Genomic DNA, 18,153 nt, shown 5'->3' with positions numbered 1-18,153 from the left:
CGGACTTCGGCTTCACCATGTCGGCGGTAAAGGCGGTGTACCAGAAGATCTGCTGAGCCACGTTGCCTTGCGCCAATGCGGGCAGCGACTGGTAGAAGTCATAGGATGCCGCGCCGGGTGGAGCGTAAGCACGCAGCCATTCGTCCCATTTGCGGATCGCATAGACCGCTGCAGGGCCGTTCGCAGCGCCACCACGGGTCACGCTTGCCCCGTTCGGGTTGCACGAACCGGCTTCCATGCGAATGCCCCATTCGTCGATTGGCACGCCGTTGGGCTCACCCACCGAACCGGCACCAGCCATGGACAACCAGGCGTCGGTCATGCGCCAGCCAAGGTCAGGCGCACGCTTGCCGTAATCCATGTGGCCGTAGATCGCGACGCCGTCGATTTCCTTGACGTCTTCCGAGAAGAACTCGGCGATGTCCTCGTAGGCCGACCAGTTGACGGGAACGCCCAGCTCATAGCCATACTTGGCTTGGAACGCGGCCTTGTTGTCTTCGTCATCGAACCAGTCTTTGCGGAACCAGTAGAGGTTCGCGAACTGCTGATCGGGCAGTTGGTACAGGTTGCCATCAGGGCCCGTGGTGAACTGGATACCCATGAAATCATCCAGATCCAGCGTCGGGCTGGTTGTTGCAGCCCAGTCACCCGCCATCTGTTCGGTCAGGTTATAGGCCAGTTGCAGGCGAGAGTGCGTGCCGATCAGGTCGGAGTCGTTGACATAGCCGTCATAGAGGTTCCGCTGGGTCTGCATCTGCGTTTGCACGGCTTGCACAACCTCGCCCTCACCAAGGATCTGGTGATTCACCTTGATGCCGGTGATTTCCTCGAACGCCTTGGTCAGCACCTCGGATTCGTAGCCATGTGTTGGAATGCCCTCGGACAGCACGTTGATTTCCATGCCCGAGAAGGGTTCAGCCGCCTGGATGAACCACTCCATTTCCGACATCTGCTCGTCCTTGCTGAGCGTGGATGGTTGGAATTCCTGGTCAATCCATTTCTGGGCTGCCGCCGTATCGGCAAAAGCAGTCCCATGCCCCGCAATGACTGCAGCTACAGCCGTCGCGGAGAGAAGATACTTGCGCATCTTGTGTCCTCCCAAATTTCTATGTGAGCCGGATTTCGCCGACTGCGCTTACGATAGGCGCAAAGTAAATTTTCTGTCAAACTAAAAAGTTAGTAGAAATAAATCGTTTAAAATCAATTTACTAATTCCATCAAAGCCCTTTGAGGCTCTTGTCGGGATATCCATTAAAATCGATCTGAATCACGCGGGCGTGACGAGGATCGATCTCAACTCCGGAAATAAAAGGCAACTACCGTTCGAACTCCAGTGGCCTGCAACAGCAATCTGGCCAAAGGCAAGCCCGACCCGTAGGGCCTGCACACACCGCATGATCAACAAAGCGCCGCCTTCTCCGAGCGGTACTGTTTTGCACTAGACGCACCCTTGCTGACCGTGATCCATGGTCATCACAAACGGTGCGGTTTTCGTCCCATCCTCCTGCTTCCGAGCAAGGTCCGAACAAGAACAGACTGGAGCCCTTTAATATGACGCTTCCCAAGACAATGAACGCAATGGTTACGATGGGTCACGGCGATCTGGATCAAATGGTCTGGCACACGGACTGGCCACGCCCGGACCCGGCCGAGGGCGAGGTTCTGGTCAAAGTAGGGGCTTGTGGTTTGAACAATACTGACGTGAACACCCGCTCGGGCTGGTACTCAAAAACAGTGACCGAGGCGACGACGGGCGGCGCGTTTGAAGAGGTCGGAGATGAAGACCCAAGCTGGGGCGGCGCCCCCATCAGTTTTCCCCGCATTCAAGGCGCGGATGTGTGCGGTACCATCGTTGCCGTCGGCGATGGCGTTGATCCGGCGCGCATTGGAGAACGGGTGATCACCGACAACTGGCTGCGCGACCCGACGGACCTGCATGACAAGAACAAGACGGGCTACTTCGGGTCGGAACGCAATGGCGGTTTTGCCGAGTACACAACCATGCCCGCCCGGAACGCGATCACGGTTAAATCTGATCTGTCGGATGCCGAATTGGCAACATTCTCTTGTTCCTATTCCACGGCCGAGGGCATGCTGACCCGCGCCCGTGTGACAGATCAGGATACCGTCCTGGTCCCTGGCGCGTCGGGTGGCGTCGGCGGAGCCCTGGTGCAGCTTGCCAAGCGGCGCGGCGCGCGCGTCATTGCCTTGGCGTCCGAAGCCAAACATGCTGATGTCGCCGCCTTGGGTGCCGACGTGGTATTGCCCCGCGCACCGACGAACCTGAAGGCGGCTTTGAGCGGCGAAAAAGTCACCGTGTTGGCGGATGTGGTTGGGGGTGCATACTGGCCGACCATGATCGACGTTCTGGAGCGAGGAGGGCGCTACACGTGTTCCGGTGCCATTGCGGGCCCCATCGTCGAGATGGATCTGCGCACATTCTACCTGCGGGACCTGACCTTCACAGGCTCGACTGTCATCGATCTTGAGGTGATGCCGAACCTTGTCCGGTACATCGAGCAGGGCGAAATCCAACCCGCTCTGGCAGCCACCTACCCCTTGTCCGAATTGCACGAGGCGCAATCAGCCTTCATCGCCAAACAGCACACCGGAAACATCGTCGTCTTGCCATAGCACCCGCATTGCGGTGATATGGATGTCTAGACCGAAACAGCGCTCAGCAACTCTGAACGCTCAATCGCCGCCCTTTTCCCTTCAAGTTTGACCGCGCCACGCTCAAGCACCGTGAAACGGTCGCCGAGGTCAAAGGCGAAGTCAAAGTACTGCTCGACCAGCACAATGGCCATCTGTCCCCGTTCCCGCAGGGTCGAGATGACGTCGCCAATCTGCTTGATGATGTTTGGCTGAATACCTTCGGTCGGTTCATCCAAAAGAAGCAGTTTAGGTTCGGTGACCAGGGCCCGCGCGATGGCAAGTTGCTGCTGCTGACCACCGGACAGATCCCCACCACGGCGGTGTAGAAAGTCTTTCAGGATCGGGAACAGGTCAAAGATCTCGTCGGGGATGCGGTGTTTGCTGCGTGGCAGGCAGGCAAATCCGGTTTCAAGGTTTTCCTGCACGGTCAGAAACGGAAAAATCTCCCGCCCCTGCGGCACGTAGGCGACACCTTTCTGGGCCAGCGCATGGGCACTGAATTTGCCGATCTCTTCGGCGTCGAGGCGGTATGAACCATCGCTGCGCACATGCGTGCCCGAGATGGCCTTGAGCAGGCTGGTCTTGCCCACACCGTTGGTGCCCATCACACAGGTGACTTCCCCCCGGCGCGCAGTCAGGTCGATACCGCGCAGAATTTCACTGCCGCCATAGTGCAGCGTCAGCCCTTCGATTTCGAGCAGGTTATCGGCCAAGGTACACCTCGATGACGGCTTCGTTGGATGTGACGTGATCAATCGACCCTTCGGCCAGAACCGAGCCTTCGTGCAGGACCGTGACCTTGCAATCGAGGCGGCGGACGAACTCCATGTCATGCTCGACCACCACAACTGCGCGGGTTTTGGCCGCTTCGACTAGGATTTCGGTTGTGTGTTCGCGTTCTGCCGGGGTCATGCCTGCTGCCGGTTCGTCGACCAGTAGCAGACGTGGTTCCTGTGCCAGCAGCATGCCAATCTCCAGCCACTGCTTTTGGCCGTGGCTTAACTCGCCCGCCTTGCGGCCCAGCGCCGCGACAAGACCGATTTCACCAGCCAATTCTTCGACCCGTTCCTCATCAGCGCGCGATGCGCGGAAGTTCAGGACGGCAAAGGGGGAGCGTTTCTTTTTCAGCGCCAGCATCAGGTTTTCGGCAACCGTTTGGTCTTCGAACACCGTGGGGCGCTGGAACTTGCGACCAACTCCGGCCTGCGCAATCTGGCTTTCGGACATGGACAAAAGCGATTGCGATTTCTCGCCCCACAGCACGCGCCCCTCATCAGGTCGCGTCTTGCCCGTCACAATGTCCATGAAAGTGGTTTTGCCAGCTCCGTTCGGTCCAATCACCGCCCGCATTTCGGCCTCACCGATCTGGAATGTCAGGTTGTTGATCGCCTTGAACCCGTCGAACGAGACGGAGACGCCGGAAACCTCAAGAAGTGTACTCATGTCTCGGCCTCCTTTTCACGCAGGGCGCCCGCATCGGGGCCAAGGTCCGCACCATGACGGCTGGGGGAGCGTTTGGCTGCAATCAGGTCGAACAGCCCACCCAGCCCCTTTGGTGCGAACAGCGTCACCACGACAAAGGACAGACCCAGCAGGACGGTCCACCAGTCAACCCATTGAATTCTATAGAAACCCAGGTTGATGTCGGGAGCCTGACCACCCGTGAAATAGGTCGAAAGCAGCGAGACGAATGCCGCACCGATGACCGCACCATAGAGGCGCCCCCGTCCGCCGATGGCCACCCAGACCGCAAGGTAGATGGAGGCAATGGGTGCAATCTCTGCCGGGTTGATGATGCCAGCTTGCGGATAGTAGAGCGCGCCTGCGACGCCCGCGATAATCGCGGTTAAGGTGAAGATGAAAAGCTTGTACGCTTCGACCGGATAGCCAAGGAACCGCACGCGGCTTTCGTCATCCCGGATGGCACGAATGACCGAGCCAAACTTGCCGGAAACCACCCAGACACACAGCAGGTAACCCAACCCAAGCGCCAGTGCTGAGGCCCAGAGGAACCAGATCGACACTGTGGATTGCGGTACGTCCCCCAGCCCCGGCAGGTTCTGTAGCCCCGACAGGCCATTGTTGCCGCGCAGCCCACTGTCATTCTGGAAGAGGTACAGCGACAGGGCGAGGGTCATCGCTTGTGTCAGGATCGACAGGTAGACACCTGTGACACGGCTGCGGAAAGCGAGCCAGCCAAAGACCAGGGCCAGCAGCCCCGGCACCAGCACAACCGCGGCCAGTTGCAGCGGCAACGAGTGGGCCACGGCCCATATGGGTGGGAACTCAGACGCCCCGACGACACCAAAGATCTGTGCGGCGATCCCGTCCGATATCTCTTGAGGCGTCGGCGGTAATGGCGCCGCCGATAGGCTTTGGATCACGATGATCTCGGTCCGGGCATACATCAGCCACATGCCGATGGCGTAGCCACCGATGCCGAAAAACGCCATGTGACCAAGGCTCAGAATTCCGCAATAGCCCCAGACAAGGTCCATCGCCAGCGCCACAAGACAGAGGCACAACGTCTTTCCCAATGTCTTGACGAAACTGGTGGAAATCACGCCGATCCCGAACCCTTCAGCTAGAACCGTAACCCCGAGCGTAAAGATGGCAAGGCACGCCAGAAAGATCAGCACCGATGGATTGCTGATCAGAAGAAACTTTGGCTTGCGCATCGATGGCGTTTCCAGTGCGACGTTGGTCATGGCTCAGGCCTCCGCCGCGCGACCTTTGAGGGCGATGATGCCCTTGGGTCGGAACTGAATGAACAGGATGATGAACAGGATCATGTAGGTCTGGGCCGCGAGGGTATTGGACGGGTTCAACCACTCGATGCCCTTTTGCATTGTGCCCACCATCGTGGCGCCCAGCAGCGTGCCCCAGATGTTACCTACCCCTCCGACCACGACGGTCATGAAGGATTGCACGATGTAGTCGCTGCCCATCTCGGACGTGACTTTGGCATAGAGGCCGATGGCGACCCCAGCGATCCCGGCGATGCCCGAGCCAAAGCCGAAGGTCAGCATGTTGATCCGATCCGGGTTGATGCCCATTGAGGCGGCCATGCGCGGGTTTTGCGTCACTGCGCGCACCTCCAGCCCCAGCCGTGTGCGGTTCATCACGATCAGAAACAAGGCGAGGAACAGAAGCGCCAGGACGAAGATCGCAATGCGGATGTAGCTGATCGAGACAATGTCGTTGAACACCAGCGACCCATCCAGCCAACCGGGCGCCGTCAAGGGACGCGCCTGCGTGCCAAAGATGTTCTTGGCCAACTGTTGAAGCGCAATGGATATTCCAAACGTCGCCAGCAATGTCTCTAGCGGGCGATGATAGAGCCAGCGGATCACCAACCGCTCCATTGCCACCCCTGCCCCAAAGGTCACGGCAAAGGCGAGCGGAATGGCGACCATTATGCTGAGTGTGTAATCGGGGATAAAGAGCTGAACCACGTAGCCCGTGTAGGCGCCCATCATAATGAACTCACCGTGGGCCATGTTGATCACGCCCATCACGCCAAAGGTGATGGCAAGGCCGATGGCTGCAAGAAAATAGATCGACGCCAGCGACAGCGCGTCCAGCCCCAGATCGATTGTCTGGTTTAGGGCAACCTTGTTTTCGATGCCTGTCAGCACCGCCTGTGCAGCAATGGCAACAGCCGGGGACGCATTGCGGTAGCGTTCGAAAAACACATGGGCATCAAGCGCTTCTGCAACCTCGGCCTCGGTCGCCGCAGGCTCGACCGCGCCTTCGCGGGCCAGTGCGGCATAGGCCATGTCGCGGGCAGAAACCGTATTCAGCGAAGCAACTTCGACGCCGGCGACGGCGCCACTTTCTATGTTCGCGATTAGCGCCGCTTTCTGATCACCGCGGTTGATCCGAGGAACCGCCAGCTCCTTGGTGACCAAGAGTTCATAGGCATCCTCGGCGCTCAGTCCTTCGGTCCCGTGCTCGACTTGCCCCACGACATCGGGATCATTTGGTAACTCGGTGGCTACATCCAACGACGTCACCACCAGCGGGTTCAGCACAGCCCGCACATCAACGCCCAGATCGCCATCAAAGCTTTCGATGGCCGCGATGCGTTCCGCTTCATCCTCTGCAAAACGGATCGTCAGGATCCGTTCCAGCCGGTCGATGCGCGCACTCAGTCGTGGGTTTTCTTCCGTGTCCTTTACAGCCCGCAGGGCGGCGAGGTGGCTTTCATCTGCATCCCGTTCGATGGCGATCAGCGCTGCAGCACGCGCAGACGGATTTGGATCATTCAATTGGAACCGAACGAGCGCCGCACCAATCAGACCGCGAATACCGCTGTTGGGTTTCAGTTGTTTGAAGCCTTTGTCTTCGAACTCCCCCAGCTCGGTGCCGTCCGCAAAATCAAATGCGCGGATCGTGCGCCGGTCGATTTCCTCTGCGTAGATGAACAGCCTGGTGTCCTTGTCGAACCACATCTCCTTCGCCTGCCAGCGTTCCAACACCGCCTGCGCCTCGGGCAAACCGCTGTCAGCAAGAGCATCGATGGCGGGACCAATGGTGCGACGTGAGCTTTTGGCGATGATCTCGCCATGCTCTTGCAGCAGGCGCTGAATGGGCGCATCGGCATCCTGTGCCGCCAACGGGGCTGCAAACGCGATTAACAGCACCGACACAAGCGCGGCACAAAACTGGCGGAAAACCGACATCCAATTGTTATCCTTGAAGAAGTGTCGGGGGCGGTTGCCCGCCCCCGCAATGTCAGATCAGTAGTTGGACTTGATCTGTACGCAGGTGGAGGTGTCGGTGTTGTACATCCCACAGCCCAGCTCTTTCCAATCCGAGACCAGGACGGCCGATTCCGGCAGGAAGTCGGTCCAGGCGTCGCCCGGCACTTCCTCGGTCTGGCTGATGATGTCGAACTGACCGTCTTCCAGGATCTCACCGATCAGAACCGGCTTGGCCAGGTGGTGGTTCGGCAGCATGACTGCGGTGCCGCCTGTAAGGTTCGGGAACTCCTGACCATACATCGCGGTCCGAACCGCATCGACTTCGGTGGTGCCAGCGGCAGTCGCGGCGTTCACCCACATGTTGAAGCCGATATAGTGGGCTTCCATCGGGTCGTTTGTCACGCGCTCGCCACCCATGCGGGCTTTCCACGCGTCGATCCACGCTTCGTTGGCTTCGGTATCTGCCGACTGGAAGTAGTTCCAAGCAGCGAGGTGACCGACGAGGTTGGACGTATCGAGACCCGACAGTTCCTCTTCACCCACCGAGAATGCAACGACGGGGATGTCATCCGCCGAGATACCCGCAGCGGCCAGTTCCTTGTAGAAGCCAACATTGGCATCGCCGTTGATGGTCGAGATGACGCCAACTTTCTTGCCGTCCGCGCCCAGCGCCACAACGTCTGCGACGATCTTGGACCAGTCGGAGTGACCAAAGGGCGTGTAGTTCACAAAGATATCTTCAACCGGAATGCCCTTTTGTTGAAGGTATGATTCAAGGATGTTGTTGGTCGTGCGGGGGTAGACATAGTCTGTACCCAGCAGCGCGAATTTCTCGACTTCCAGTTCTTCAAGGAAGTAATCCGTCGCAGGAATAGCCTGCTGATTGGGTGCAGCGCCGGTGTAGAACACGTTTTTCGAGCTTTCTTCGCCCTCATATTGCACAGGGTAGAACAGCAGGCCGTTCAGTTCTTCGATCACGGGCAGAACGGATTTGCGGCTGACCGATGTCCAGTTGCCAAAAATCACGTCGACCTCGTGAACGGTCAGCAGCTCGCGCGCTTTTTCAGCGAACAGCGGCCAGTCGGATGCCGGGTCAACCACGACGGCTTCAAGCTGGCAGCCCAACACGCCGCCAGCGGCGTTTTGCTGCTCAACGAGCATCTCCATGGTGTCTTTCAGCGTCGTCTCCGAGATCGCCATCGTCCCCGACAACGAGTGCAAAACGCCCACTTTAATGGGGCAATCCTGTGCGACAGCTGGCAGTGCCGCCATGGTTGTCAGTGCCGCTGTTGTTGCAAGTAGTTTCTTGTACATTGCCATTCCCTTTGCGTGTCGCGCAGGGACGTTGTGTTCTGCAGACAAAACACCCATATGACCCCCCACGCATATGATGCGGAGTGCGGTGGTGATATGGTTTGCTAGGCCGGCACCATCGCACGTTCGTGGGTTTTGAAACCCGCGCCAAGTGGTAGTCCCGCGACCGTTTTCTGCACCTTACTGGGTCGAAAAAGTGGATCGCCCACGCCGGCCTGCATAATTTTTGAACACAAAATCATCAATCGCCCAAAAAATAGGCGGCGCACCCCAGGCCCTGATGCGTCAGGCCCCACACAAGCGCGTTCGGAACCGGCGTGACACGGCGCGGCGAGATGAATCCGGGGCTGGTGCCCATGCCCGCTCCGGGATCATACGGCTGCAAATGGTCGACTTGCTGACAAAACGACACACACGGTTTCGGCATCGCGATTGGCCAGAAGTTCAGTGAGGAAAAAAGCGTATATAAAGAAGTGCGGTCATCGCATTCCGCGGCAGGCAAATCACACCTTGCGGCGTAAGATACCGGTTTTTAAGCGGGAAATCGCGAGTTTCCGGTCGATTAGTGTTGCCTGAACACACCGGAATGCCATCTATCTTGAAGGATAGATTCGAAATAAGCTTACTGGGCCCGACTTGTCACTCTTCTTTATCGTTGCACTACCCTTTCTGGGCGCGCTTCTCCCCGGACTAATGAATGCTGCAGGCCGTGCGGCCTGCGCTGGCGTTACATTCACGGTGTCTTTGGCCGCGTTCATTGGATTGTTGACGAACCTTCCGCAAGTTCTGCGAGGAGAGCTGGTCACGGCACGCGTCAACTGGATGCCGGAACTGGGCCTGAATTTCACGTTGATGCTGGATGGCTTGGGATTCTTTTTCGCGCTGCTCATCCTCGGCATCGGCCTTCTAATCATCGCCTATGCGCGCCACTATCTCAGCCGCGACGACAACATGGGCGAGTTTTTCACCTATCTATTGCTGTTCCAGGGCGCGATGGTCGGCATTGTTCTTAGCGACAACATCCTGCTTTTGCTGGTATTCTGGGAGTTGACATCGCTGTCGTCCTTCCTGCTGATCGGATACTGGAAGCACCTGCCTGCAGGTCGCCAAGGCGCGCGCATGGCACTGACCGTGACCGGTATGGGCGGCCTTTCGATGATCGCGGGCATGTTGATGCTGGGCCAGATCGCAGGCAGCTATGACCTAAGCGTCATCCTGCAGAACCGGGAACTGATCCAGGCTGATCCGCTCTACTTACCGGCCCTGATCCTGATCCTTTTGGGCTGTTTCACGAAGTCGGCACAGTTCCCGTTCCACTTCTGGCTGCCACACGCGATGGCCGCGCCCACGCCTGTATCGGCTTATCTTCACTCTGCAACGATGGTGAAGGCCGGTATCTTTCTCATGGCGCGCATGTGGCCAGTGCTGTCAGGCACACCAGAATGGTTTGTCATCGTCACAACTGCGGGTCTGGTGACTATGGTCCTCGGCGCGGTCATCGCGCTGTTCAAGCACGATCTAAAAGCCCTCCTGGCGTTCTCGACCGTCAGCCATCTTGGGCTGATCACCATGCTGCTGGGCACAGGTACAGCGTTTGGCGCAATGGCCGCCGTGTTCCACATCCTGAACCACGCGACGTTCAAAGCGGCCCTTTTCATGTCGGCGGGCATCGTCGATCACGAGGCACATACCCGCGACATTCGACGCTTGGGCGGATTGCGGACACTCATGCCTGTGACCTTCGTGATCGCCACGCTTGCCGCGCTCTCGATGGCAGGCATCCCGCTGCTGAACGGGTTCCTGTCGAAAGAAATGATGCTGGAGGAAGCCACCCACACCGTGCTGTTCAACAGCCCGCTTTTGGTGCCTGTGCTGGCGACGATCGGTTCACTGTTCTCAGCCGCCTATTGTTTCCGCCTGATCGGTCACACTTTCCTTGGACAGGTGCGTGACGACTATCCCTCGAAGCCCCATGACCCGAACCCCGGCATGTGGTTGCCCCCAGCCATTCTGGTTGTACTGGTTGTGGTGATCGGCGTGGCGCCGTTCCTGGCCGAGCCTTTTGTGAAGACCGTGACGGCATCCCTGCTGGGTGAGGCCGGGGAAGTGCCCAAAGCATACTTCAAGATCTGGCACGGTCTGGTACCTGCGCTGTTCATGTCGATCGCCGCCGTGGTCGGCGGCCTGCTCCTCATGGTCATTTTCAAACCGCTGTCCAACGCATGGGAGGCCGCACCGCGCCCCGAAGCGAAAGTCATTTTCGAAGGCATCATGGAAGCCGCAGCATCGGCAGCACGCGGGTTCACCCACACTCTGCACAATGGCGCATTCAGCCGCTATGCGATGATTTCTTTCGTGGCGATCGTCGCCATTGGCTACCACGCGTGGATAACCGGCACGATTGGGGACGCGACACGCGCCTTGCAGGTTGCCGGACCGGTTCCCACCGCAGGTTGGGCGATGCTGGTGGCCGCAACTGGCGGGCTCGTCTTCCTGCACCGTAACAGGTTCCTCGCCCTCATCCTGATCGGAATCGTTGGCCTGATGGTGTCCGTCGGGTTCGTTTTCCTCAGCGCACCGGACCTTGCAATGACCCAATTCACGGTCGAGGTGGTGACGATCATCCTGCTTCTGCTGGCTCTGAACTTCCTGCCCAAGACCACGCCGCATGAAAGCACCGTTCTGCGCCGCGTGCGCGACACGGGCGTGGCGATTGCCGGTGGGCTTGCCGCCTTTGCGCTCGCCTATCACTACATGCTGCGGGACGCGGTCGCGACGCCCATCTCCGAATTCCACTTGGCCAATTCCTACAAGGGTGGTGGCGGCACTAACGTTGTGAACGTAATCCTCGTCGATTTCCGGGGCTTCGATACCTATGGCGAGATCATCGTGTTGGGGATCGCGGCCCTGCTGATCTACGCGCTTACCGAAGCATTGCTGGACGGTCCGGTGCGTGCACGTTTGTTGAACCGTATTCCAGATCAGCCGCGCGCAGGCGACATGCACCCGATGATGATGGTCGTGCTGACGCGCGTCATCATGCCGGTCGTGCTGCTGGTCGGGTTCTACATCTTCCTGCGCGGCCATAACGAACCCGGCGGCGGCTTCATCGCCGGTCTGGTCGTGTCCATCGGTGTCGTCATGCAGTACATGGCAAGTGGCTTCACATGGACCTCCGCCCGGCTGAAATACCCCTATCACGGAGTGATTGGCGCGGGCGTTCTGGTGGCTGGCTTCACCGGCATCGGATCGTGGTTCGTGACCAAACCCTTCCTGACATCGGACTTCACCTATGTCCGCATCCCGCCCTTCGATAAGTTCGAGCTGGCCACAGCCGCCCTGTTCGATGTGGGCGTGTTCCTCGCCGTCGTCGGGGCGGTAATGCTGTCACTCGAAAGCTTCTCGCGGCTGGCGCGGCGTGCAAATGCAGATGAAAGCGAACACCCGATGGACATCAACCCGGCCCGCGCCGAAGGATCATCCGATCTGATTGAGCCTGTGAAGGAGGGTGGCTGACATGGAATTGCTTGTTGCCTCCGCCATCGGCGTGATGACCGCTGGTGGTATCTACCTCGTGCTGCGGCTCAGAACCTTTCCGGTGATCCTCGGCATCTCGCTTTTGACGTACGCCGTGAACGTGTTCCTGTTCTCTTCCGGGCGTCTGACCATTGGTGCGCCTCCGGTGCTGAGTGATGACGTGACCACCTACACAGACCCGCTGCCACAGGCGCTGGTTCTGACCGCGATTGTGATCTCGTTCGGGATGACGGCCGTGGCCGTGATGATCGGCCTTGGTGCCTTCCTTGGGTCTGACGACGATCATATCGATGATCAGCCAAAGCCGCGCGAAACGGAGGGCCAGCCATGACCCACTGGATCGTTGCCCCCATCATCCTGCCCGCCCTTCTGGCCCCGCTGATCGTTCTCGCGGCCCGCTACCACATCGGCATTCAGCGGGTCTTTTCCGTCGCAGGCGTGGTCGCGCTGATCGGCCTTGCCGCCGGGCTTGCCTGGCAGGTTTCGGACGGGTCCGTCATCTACTATCGCTTGGGCGATTGGGCTGCGCCGTTCGGCATTGTCATCGTTGGCGACAGGCTATCGACATTGATGATCCTGCTCACATCGGTTCTGGCGCTCTTTGTGCTGCTCTATGCCATCGGGTCGGGATGGGATGATCGCGGGCGGCATTTTCATGCGCTGTTCCAATTCCAGCTGATGGGCATATTGGGTGCCTTCCTGACGGGCGACCTGTTCAACCTGTTTGTCTTCTTCGAAGTGCTGCTGATCGCCTCCTACGGCCTGATGATACATGCCGGGGGGAACGCGCGGCTGAGGGCGGGCATTCAGTACGTGCTGTTCAACCTGATCGGCTCAACCCTGTTCCTGTTTGCGCTTGGCGCCATCTATGCCGAGACCGGTACGCTCAACATGGCGGATCTGGCCGAGCGTGTGCGCCTGATCGCACCAGAAGAGACTGTGGGCATCCGCGTGGCCGCCGTCCTGCTGCTGCTGGTCTTTGCCATCAAGGCCGCGCTGGTCCCACTGCACTTCTGGCTCCCCTCCAGCTATGCCGAGGCCCCTGCCCCGGTTGCGGCCCTGTTCGCCATCATGACCAAGGTCGGCGCCTATGCCATCATCCGGGTCTACACGATGATCTTCCCGCCTGATCTTGAGGTTACATCGGGATTGCATGACGTGTGGCTGCTGCCTGCCGCATTGGTGTCGCTGGCCATCGGGATGGTTGGCGTTCTGGCGGCACGCAAACTCGACAGGCTTGTCGCATTCTCGGTCATCGGATCGATGGGGATGGTCATCGTTGCCATCTCTCTCTTCAGCCCGGCGGGCATAGCGGCAGCGCTGTACTACATCGTGCACTCGACCTTTGCTGGCGCCGTTCTGTTCCTTGTCACGGACCTAGTTCGGACCGGGCGGGGCAATGTGGACCTGACAACCCAAGCGCCCATGATCGGTACAGTCGTCACGGCGGGCATGTTCTTTGCCGGGGCCATCGCGATGGCCGGCTTGCCTCCCCTGTCCGGCTTTCTGGGCAAGCTGCTGGTGCTGGATGCCGCCTTTGACAACGATATGATGGTCTGGGTCTGGGCTATTGTGCTGTCGTCCAGCCTGATCAGCATACTGGGCTTTGCACGGGCCGGCAGCATCGTGTTCTGGAAAGCACACAGCGTTGACCCGCCCGAAGAACCTATGCCTGATGCCCGCAACCCCGCCACGATGTCCTATGTGGCTGTGGGTGGCCTGTTCACACTGCTCACACTGCACACTGTATTTGCAGGGCAAGTGCACGGCTACACGACAACCATCGCCGCGCAACTCTTTGCGCCCGATGCCTATGTCTCTACCGTACTGGACACGCCCGGCAAGCTCAGCAAACCGCAGGAGGGCCATTGATATGGGACGCGCCATTCGCTGGATTCTCCCGCATCCGTCACTGACGCTGGTTTTGGCCCTTGTCTGGACGCTGCTTCAGAATGAAGTCAGTGCCGGGATGGTCGTCTTCGGCATCATCCTCGGCATCATCATCCCGCGCATCACCGCGATATGGTGGCCCGGCACACCCAAGGGGTTCCGGCTGGGCCGGATGCTGTCGTACACGATGCTGGTCATTCGCGACATCATCGTCGCCAATATCGAGGTGGCGTGGATCGTTCTGACCGTTCCAAACGAAAAGCTGAAACCGGCCTGGGTTTCCGTGCCGCTGGACCTGAAACAGCCCGAGGCGATCACCATTCTGGCAGGCACGATCACCCTGACCCCCGGCACCGTCTCTGCGGATCTGTCGAATGAAGGCAGCTGCCTTCTCGTGCACATCCTGCACACCGACGACCCCGACGCAGTTCGGGATGAGATCAAGAACCGATACGAGCGCCGTTTGAAGGAGATCTTCGCATGACCCTCGCAACCAGCTTGTTTGATATCGCGCTTTCGATTGCGCTTGTCGTGCTCGCCATTGGTCAGGTGTTGTCGATGGTGCGTTTGGTGATTGGCCCCACGGGCGGTGACCGCGTACTGGCGCTGGACACGATGGTCATCAACGCGCTTGGCCTGGTTGTCGTGGTCGGCATCCACCAAGGGGTCGGCGTTTACTTCGAGGTGGCCCTGCTCGTGGCCATGCTGGGCTTCGTCTCGACGGTCGCACTGGCCCGTTTCGTATTGCGGGGGGACATCATCGAATGACTTTGGAAGCCCTCGCAATCTTTGGCGCAGCCATTTCACTTCTGATCGGGTCGATCTTTGTACTGGTCGGTGTCATCGGTCTGTTGAAGTTCAACGACCCGATGACGCGCCTTCATGCGCCGACCAAGGTTGGGACGCTTGGCATCGGCATGCTGCTTTTGGCTTCGATCCTGACCGCCGCTGCATCCGGCAATCCGTCGATGCACGAGCTTCTGATCATGGCATTTCTTTTTGTGACGGCACCGGTGTCAGCGCATTTCCTGGCCAAGGTCAGCATCCATACGCGTGAGTGCATGACACCGCCCAAACCGACAGATGACGAGATGTGGTCCACTCTGGATTCTCCGGATCACACGAACGCAGAGACCTCGGACAGCAAGTAGACACGCAGTTGGTCCAATAGCGGCCGGTGCGCAATCAATGTCGCTCAGGCCGCTGCGCGGTAGACTTGCGACACGACACCATTGGCGAGGCCCTCAGCAGACACGAGGGTCAAGTCTCGCGGCGGCTGCGCCCCTTCAAACAAACGTTTTCCGTCGCCCATCAGAATGGGGAACGTCCATAGCCTGAACTCATCCACCAAGTCGTGTTTGACGAGGGCCTGTATCAACTGCGCACTGCCGTGCACCTGAATAAGTGGTCCGTCCTGCGATTTCAGGCGCGCTATCTCGGGCACAATGTCACCTATGATGGCCTGGCTGTTCTCCCATTCCGCCCCCAAGGGTGACGACGTCGCGACAAACTTCCGGCCCCTGTTCAGCCGCTCAGTGGCTTTCGATTGCGGGGCGTTCGGCCAATGCCCCGCAAACAGGTCATAGGTCTTCCGGCCAAACAAAACATCATACGGCTTCGACATGGCCGTATCTTCCACATGCGGCATGACCCCTTCCCAAAAGGGTGCGGCCCATCCACCCCTATCAAAGCCGCCGGAACGATCTTCGTCGGCCATGCCCGGCGCTTGCATCACCCCATCAACCGTCACGAAAGCAATGATTGCAAGCTCGCGCATATCAATTGTCCGCGTGGGCTTGCGATTTGGCCAACGCGGCAAGTTTGTCGAACGCCTGGTTCCAGCCACCCGCGCCCGCTGTCCCTTCGGCCACACCAACATGCACCATGGTCATCCTGGTTTTTTCGCCCACCTGGCTCAGCTCGACAATCACTTCGGTGATGTCCGGAAAGCCGTCGGGCATACCCATGCTTTGCGGCGGGATGATATTGCCTGCCTCGTCACACATGCTTTCTGTGTAGACAAGGCGGCGCGGTTCCGTGACCTCTTTGTAAACCCCTGTGAACCACATCGACATGGATCGCTCTGGCGTTTCCATCGCCATGCAGACCTTGCGCGTACCGCCGACCGTGACGTCCATTTCGGCCGTGGGAACGGACATGCCATTGGGTCCGTACCACCGCTTGAACAGCTCTGGCACGGTCCACATCTGCCACACCAATTCCAAAGGCGCATCAAACTCGCGCTCAATGCGCACCCAGTTTTCCGTGTCACTCATGATGATTGATCCTTTATCTCGTCCAGTAGTTTTCCCATCACGTCGAAGCGGGCTTCCCATATGGGCCGATACTTTTCCGTCCAGTCCGCGATGTCCTGAATGGGCTTGGGATTAAGCGTGCACGGACGGAACTGCGCGTCCTTCTCACGCTTAATCAAACCGGCATTCTCAAGAACGCGGATATGTTTTGACACGGCGGGCAGCGACATGTCGAACGGCTCTGCCAACGCGTTCACCGTTGCTGTGCCCTTCGCAAGTTGCGCCAGAATCGCCCGCCGCGCAGGGTGCGCAAGGGCCGAAAAAACTGCATCCAACGTGTCATCCTGTGTCATGGCTCCAATAATAAACCAGATAGTTAATTAATCAACAAGTTAATTAATGCCGCCAACGGCCATCAGATTGGACAGATCTTTCGCCCCACCCAAGCCGTCAACGACTACGGTCGCAGTTTGACCCCCGCGTGTCGTGAAAGCACTGGACAGGGCTGTCCAGTCTTTCGCACCCTGCTGACAATCAACAGTGAGTCGACGGGGACGGAACATGAATTCGCAATACCGGGTTGTCGTGATTGGTGGCGGTGTGGTTGGGGCTTCGGTCCTGTATCACCTGGCAAAAATGGGATGGACCGACGTGGCCCTGATCGAACGGTCGGTCCTCACCGCCGGGTCAAGCTGGCACGCAGCGGGCGGCATTCACGCGCTGAACGCCGACCCGAACATGGCCGCGCTCCAGGCCTACACCATCGACCTGCTGTCAGAGATCGAAGAAGAGAGCGGTCAGAGTATCGGGCTGCATATGACCGGCGGCTTGACACTTGCGGGCACGCCCGAACGCTGGGAATGGCTGCAATCGGCCTACCGCGTCTTCCAATCCATCGGGATCGAAGACTGCGAGTTGCTGACCCCTCAACAGGCGCAAGAACGGTGCCCCATCATGTCCACAGACGGCGTGCTGGGGGCAATGTGGGCCGACCGCGAGGGGTATGTGGACACGACAGGCACCGTGCACGCCTATGCCACGGCGGCCAAGAAACGGGGCGCATCGGTGTTCGAACACACCAAGGTCGAGGCACTGGAACAGGTCCATGACGGCTGGATCGTAAAAACGGACAAGGGCGACATCCGCTGCGAACACGTGGTCAACGCCGCAGGCCTCTGGGCCAAACAGGTGGGCCGCATGGCGGGCGTGGAATTGCCAGTCTCCCCGCTCAAACACCACTACCTGATCACCGACCAGATCCCCGAAGTCGCCGCGCATGACTTTGAGATGCCCATGACAGTGGACCTCGAAGGATTCACCTACATGCGTCAGGACCAAAAGGGCATCCTGATCGGCATCTACGAGATCGAGCACCAGCACTGGGCCATGGACGGCGCGCCGTGGAACTACGGGATGGAGCTGTTCCAGGAAGACCTCGACCGGATCGAGAACGAGCTGATGCTGGGCTTTGCCCGCTACCCATCTGCGGAAAACGTCGGGATCAAGACATGGGTCAACGGCGCCTTCACCTTCTCGCCCGATGGCAACCCGCTGGTCGGACCGGTGCCGGGCAAGCGCGGCTACTGGTCGGCCTGCGCGGTCATGGCTGGCTTCCTGCAAGGCGGGGGCGTCGGCAAATCGCTGGCCGAATGGATGATCGAGGGCGAGCCCGAGGCTGATGTCTACTGCATGGACGTCGCCCGCTATGGCAAATTCGCTGAAAACAAGCAGTACATCAAGGAAACCACGGGCCAGTTCTATTCCCGGCGGTTCGTTATGTCCTATCCCAACGAACA

Annotated in this window: 17 protein-coding genes; 8 read left to right on the top strand and 9 right to left on the bottom strand. The window is 59.0% G+C overall.

All coding sequences use genetic code 11. From position 1 onward, the window contains the following. The coding region (locus tag AC6RA8_RS15005) for an ABC transporter substrate-binding protein (RefSeq protein WP_500353547.1) at positions 1-1,087 on the bottom strand (1,087 nt) is incomplete at its 3' end. Positions 1,088-1,551: 464 nt separating this feature from the next. Between AC6RA8_RS15005 and AC6RA8_RS15000 the strand changes: the two genes are divergently transcribed. Beyond that, complete coding sequence (locus tag AC6RA8_RS15000; RefSeq protein ID WP_500353546.1) at positions 1,552-2,634, top strand: alcohol dehydrogenase family protein; 1,083 nt, start codon at positions 1,552-1,554, stop codon at positions 2,632-2,634. Between the two features lie 26 nt (positions 2,635-2,660). On the opposite strand, the gene urtE is transcribed toward AC6RA8_RS15000, so the two are convergent. Genes urtE through urtA form a run of 5 tightly spaced genes read right to left on the bottom strand, consistent with a single transcriptional unit; the run spans position 2,661 to position 8,681 of the window. After that, positions 2,661-3,368: an urea ABC transporter ATP-binding subunit UrtE gene (gene urtE, locus AC6RA8_RS14995; RefSeq protein ID WP_500353544.1), complete on the bottom strand. Its 708-nt coding sequence runs from the start codon at positions 3,366-3,368 to the stop codon at positions 2,661-2,663. Then, entirely contained in the window at positions 3,358-4,098 is a 741-nt protein-coding gene (gene urtD / locus AC6RA8_RS14990; protein WP_500353542.1) for an urea ABC transporter ATP-binding protein UrtD, read from the bottom strand. The genes urtE and urtD overlap by 11 nt, the downstream gene beginning before the upstream one ends. Further along, entirely contained in the window at positions 4,095-5,363 is a 1,269-nt protein-coding gene (urtC, locus tag AC6RA8_RS14985) for an urea ABC transporter permease subunit UrtC (protein ID WP_500353540.1), read from the bottom strand. The genes urtD and urtC overlap by 4 nt, the downstream gene beginning before the upstream one ends. Positions 5,364-5,366: 3 nt before the next feature. Continuing rightward, the gene (gene urtB, locus AC6RA8_RS14980) at positions 5,367-7,340 is read right to left on the bottom strand and encodes an urea ABC transporter permease subunit UrtB (RefSeq protein ID WP_500353538.1); all 1,974 of its coding nucleotides are present in this window, start codon (positions 7,338-7,340) and stop codon (positions 5,367-5,369) included. 57 nt (positions 7,341-7,397) lie between these two features. Then, entirely contained in the window at positions 7,398-8,681 is a 1,284-nt protein-coding gene (urtA, locus tag AC6RA8_RS14975; RefSeq protein ID WP_500353536.1) for an urea ABC transporter substrate-binding protein, read from the bottom strand. A 630-nt stretch (positions 8,682-9,311) separates the two neighbouring features. On the opposite strand from urtA, the gene AC6RA8_RS14970 reads away from it, so the two are divergent. The 6 genes from AC6RA8_RS14970 to mnhG are packed head-to-tail and all read left to right on the top strand — an operon-like array spanning position 9,312 to position 15,253. Beyond that, positions 9,312-12,191 carry a monovalent cation/H+ antiporter subunit A gene (locus tag AC6RA8_RS14970; protein WP_500353534.1) on the top strand — a complete coding sequence of 960 codons (2,880 nt, stop codon included), beginning with the start codon at positions 9,312-9,314 and terminating at the stop codon, positions 12,189-12,191. A 1-nt stretch (position 12,192) separates the two neighbouring features. Further along, positions 12,193-12,543, top strand: a complete 351-nt coding sequence (locus tag AC6RA8_RS14965; RefSeq protein ID WP_500353532.1) for a Na+/H+ antiporter subunit C — start codon at positions 12,193-12,195, stop codon at positions 12,541-12,543. Beyond that, positions 12,540-14,084, top strand: coding sequence for a monovalent cation/H+ antiporter subunit D (locus AC6RA8_RS14960; RefSeq protein ID WP_500353530.1), 1,545 nt, complete (start codon positions 12,540-12,542; stop codon positions 14,082-14,084). Before AC6RA8_RS14965 ends, AC6RA8_RS14960 begins: the two co-directional genes overlap by 4 nt. A gap of 1 nt (position 14,085) precedes the next feature. Beyond that, on the top strand, positions 14,086-14,586 hold the full coding sequence (locus AC6RA8_RS14955; RefSeq protein WP_189370962.1) for a Na+/H+ antiporter subunit E: 501 nt from the start codon (positions 14,086-14,088) through the stop codon (positions 14,584-14,586). Further along, entirely contained in the window at positions 14,583-14,870 is a 288-nt protein-coding gene (locus tag AC6RA8_RS14950) for a K+/H+ antiporter subunit F (RefSeq protein WP_189370961.1), read from the top strand. Before AC6RA8_RS14955 ends, AC6RA8_RS14950 begins: the two co-directional genes overlap by 4 nt. Beyond that, the gene (gene mnhG, locus AC6RA8_RS14945; RefSeq protein WP_500353528.1) at positions 14,867-15,253 is read left to right on the top strand and encodes a monovalent cation/H(+) antiporter subunit G; all 387 of its coding nucleotides are present in this window, start codon (positions 14,867-14,869) and stop codon (positions 15,251-15,253) included. The genes AC6RA8_RS14950 and mnhG overlap by 4 nt, the downstream gene beginning before the upstream one ends. A gap of 44 nt (positions 15,254-15,297) precedes the next feature. On the opposite strand, the gene AC6RA8_RS14940 is transcribed toward mnhG, so the two are convergent. The 3 genes from AC6RA8_RS14940 to AC6RA8_RS14930 are packed head-to-tail and all read right to left on the bottom strand — an operon-like array spanning position 15,298 to position 16,710. Then, positions 15,298-15,879, bottom strand: a complete 582-nt coding sequence (locus tag AC6RA8_RS14940; protein ID WP_500353526.1) for a dihydrofolate reductase family protein — start codon at positions 15,877-15,879, stop codon at positions 15,298-15,300. Between the two features lies 1 nt (position 15,880). Beyond that, positions 15,881-16,378 (bottom strand): SRPBCC family protein, encoded by a 498-nt coding sequence (locus AC6RA8_RS14935; protein WP_500353525.1) that lies wholly within the window; start codon positions 16,376-16,378, stop codon positions 15,881-15,883. Next, positions 16,375-16,710 (bottom strand): ArsR/SmtB family transcription factor, encoded by a 336-nt coding sequence (locus tag AC6RA8_RS14930; RefSeq protein WP_500353524.1) that lies wholly within the window; start codon positions 16,708-16,710, stop codon positions 16,375-16,377. Before AC6RA8_RS14930 ends, AC6RA8_RS14935 begins: the two co-directional genes overlap by 4 nt. Before the next feature lie 208 nt (positions 16,711-16,918). Here AC6RA8_RS14930 and AC6RA8_RS14925 point away from each other — a divergent pair. Next, positions 16,919-18,153, top strand: a 1,235-nt coding sequence (locus tag AC6RA8_RS14925) for an FAD-dependent oxidoreductase (protein WP_500353523.1), incomplete at its 3' end; no start/stop codon positions are given.

This window comes from Tateyamaria sp. (assembly GCF_059783535.1).
Note: the sequence above shows the minus strand (reverse complement) of the source record. Positions and strands in the feature narration are given on the sequence as shown.

Coding starts and splice junctions, on each gene's coding strand:
- AC6RA8_RS14935 (WP_500353525.1), bottom strand. CDS start 16,378: ATGAGTGACACGGAAAACTGGGTGCGCATTGAGCGCGAGTTTGATGCG.
- AC6RA8_RS15000 (WP_500353546.1), top strand. CDS start 1,552: ATGACGCTTCCCAAGACAATGAACGCAATGGTTACGATGGGTCACGGC.
- mnhG (WP_500353528.1), top strand. CDS start 14,867: ATGACTTTGGAAGCCCTCGCAATCTTTGGCGCAGCCATTTCACTTCTG.
- AC6RA8_RS14940 (WP_500353526.1), bottom strand. CDS start 15,879: ATGCGCGAGCTTGCAATCATTGCTTTCGTGACGGTTGATGGGGTGATG.
- urtD (WP_500353542.1), bottom strand. CDS start 4,098: ATGAGTACACTTCTTGAGGTTTCCGGCGTCTCCGTCTCGTTCGACGGG.
- urtB (WP_500353538.1), bottom strand. CDS start 7,340: ATGTCGGTTTTCCGCCAGTTTTGTGCCGCGCTTGTGTCGGTGCTGTTA.
- AC6RA8_RS14960 (WP_500353530.1), top strand. CDS start 12,540: ATGACCCACTGGATCGTTGCCCCCATCATCCTGCCCGCCCTTCTGGCC.
- AC6RA8_RS14950 (WP_189370961.1), top strand. CDS start 14,583: ATGACCCTCGCAACCAGCTTGTTTGATATCGCGCTTTCGATTGCGCTT.
- AC6RA8_RS14965 (WP_500353532.1), top strand. CDS start 12,193: ATGGAATTGCTTGTTGCCTCCGCCATCGGCGTGATGACCGCTGGTGGT.
- urtA (WP_500353536.1), bottom strand. CDS start 8,681: ATGGCAATGTACAAGAAACTACTTGCAACAACAGCGGCACTGACAACC.
- AC6RA8_RS14930 (WP_500353524.1), bottom strand. CDS start 16,710: ATGACACAGGATGACACGTTGGATGCAGTTTTTTCGGCCCTTGCGCAC.
- urtC (WP_500353540.1), bottom strand. CDS start 5,363: ATGACCAACGTCGCACTGGAAACGCCATCGATGCGCAAGCCAAAGTTT.
- AC6RA8_RS14955 (WP_189370962.1), top strand. CDS start 14,086: ATGGGACGCGCCATTCGCTGGATTCTCCCGCATCCGTCACTGACGCTG.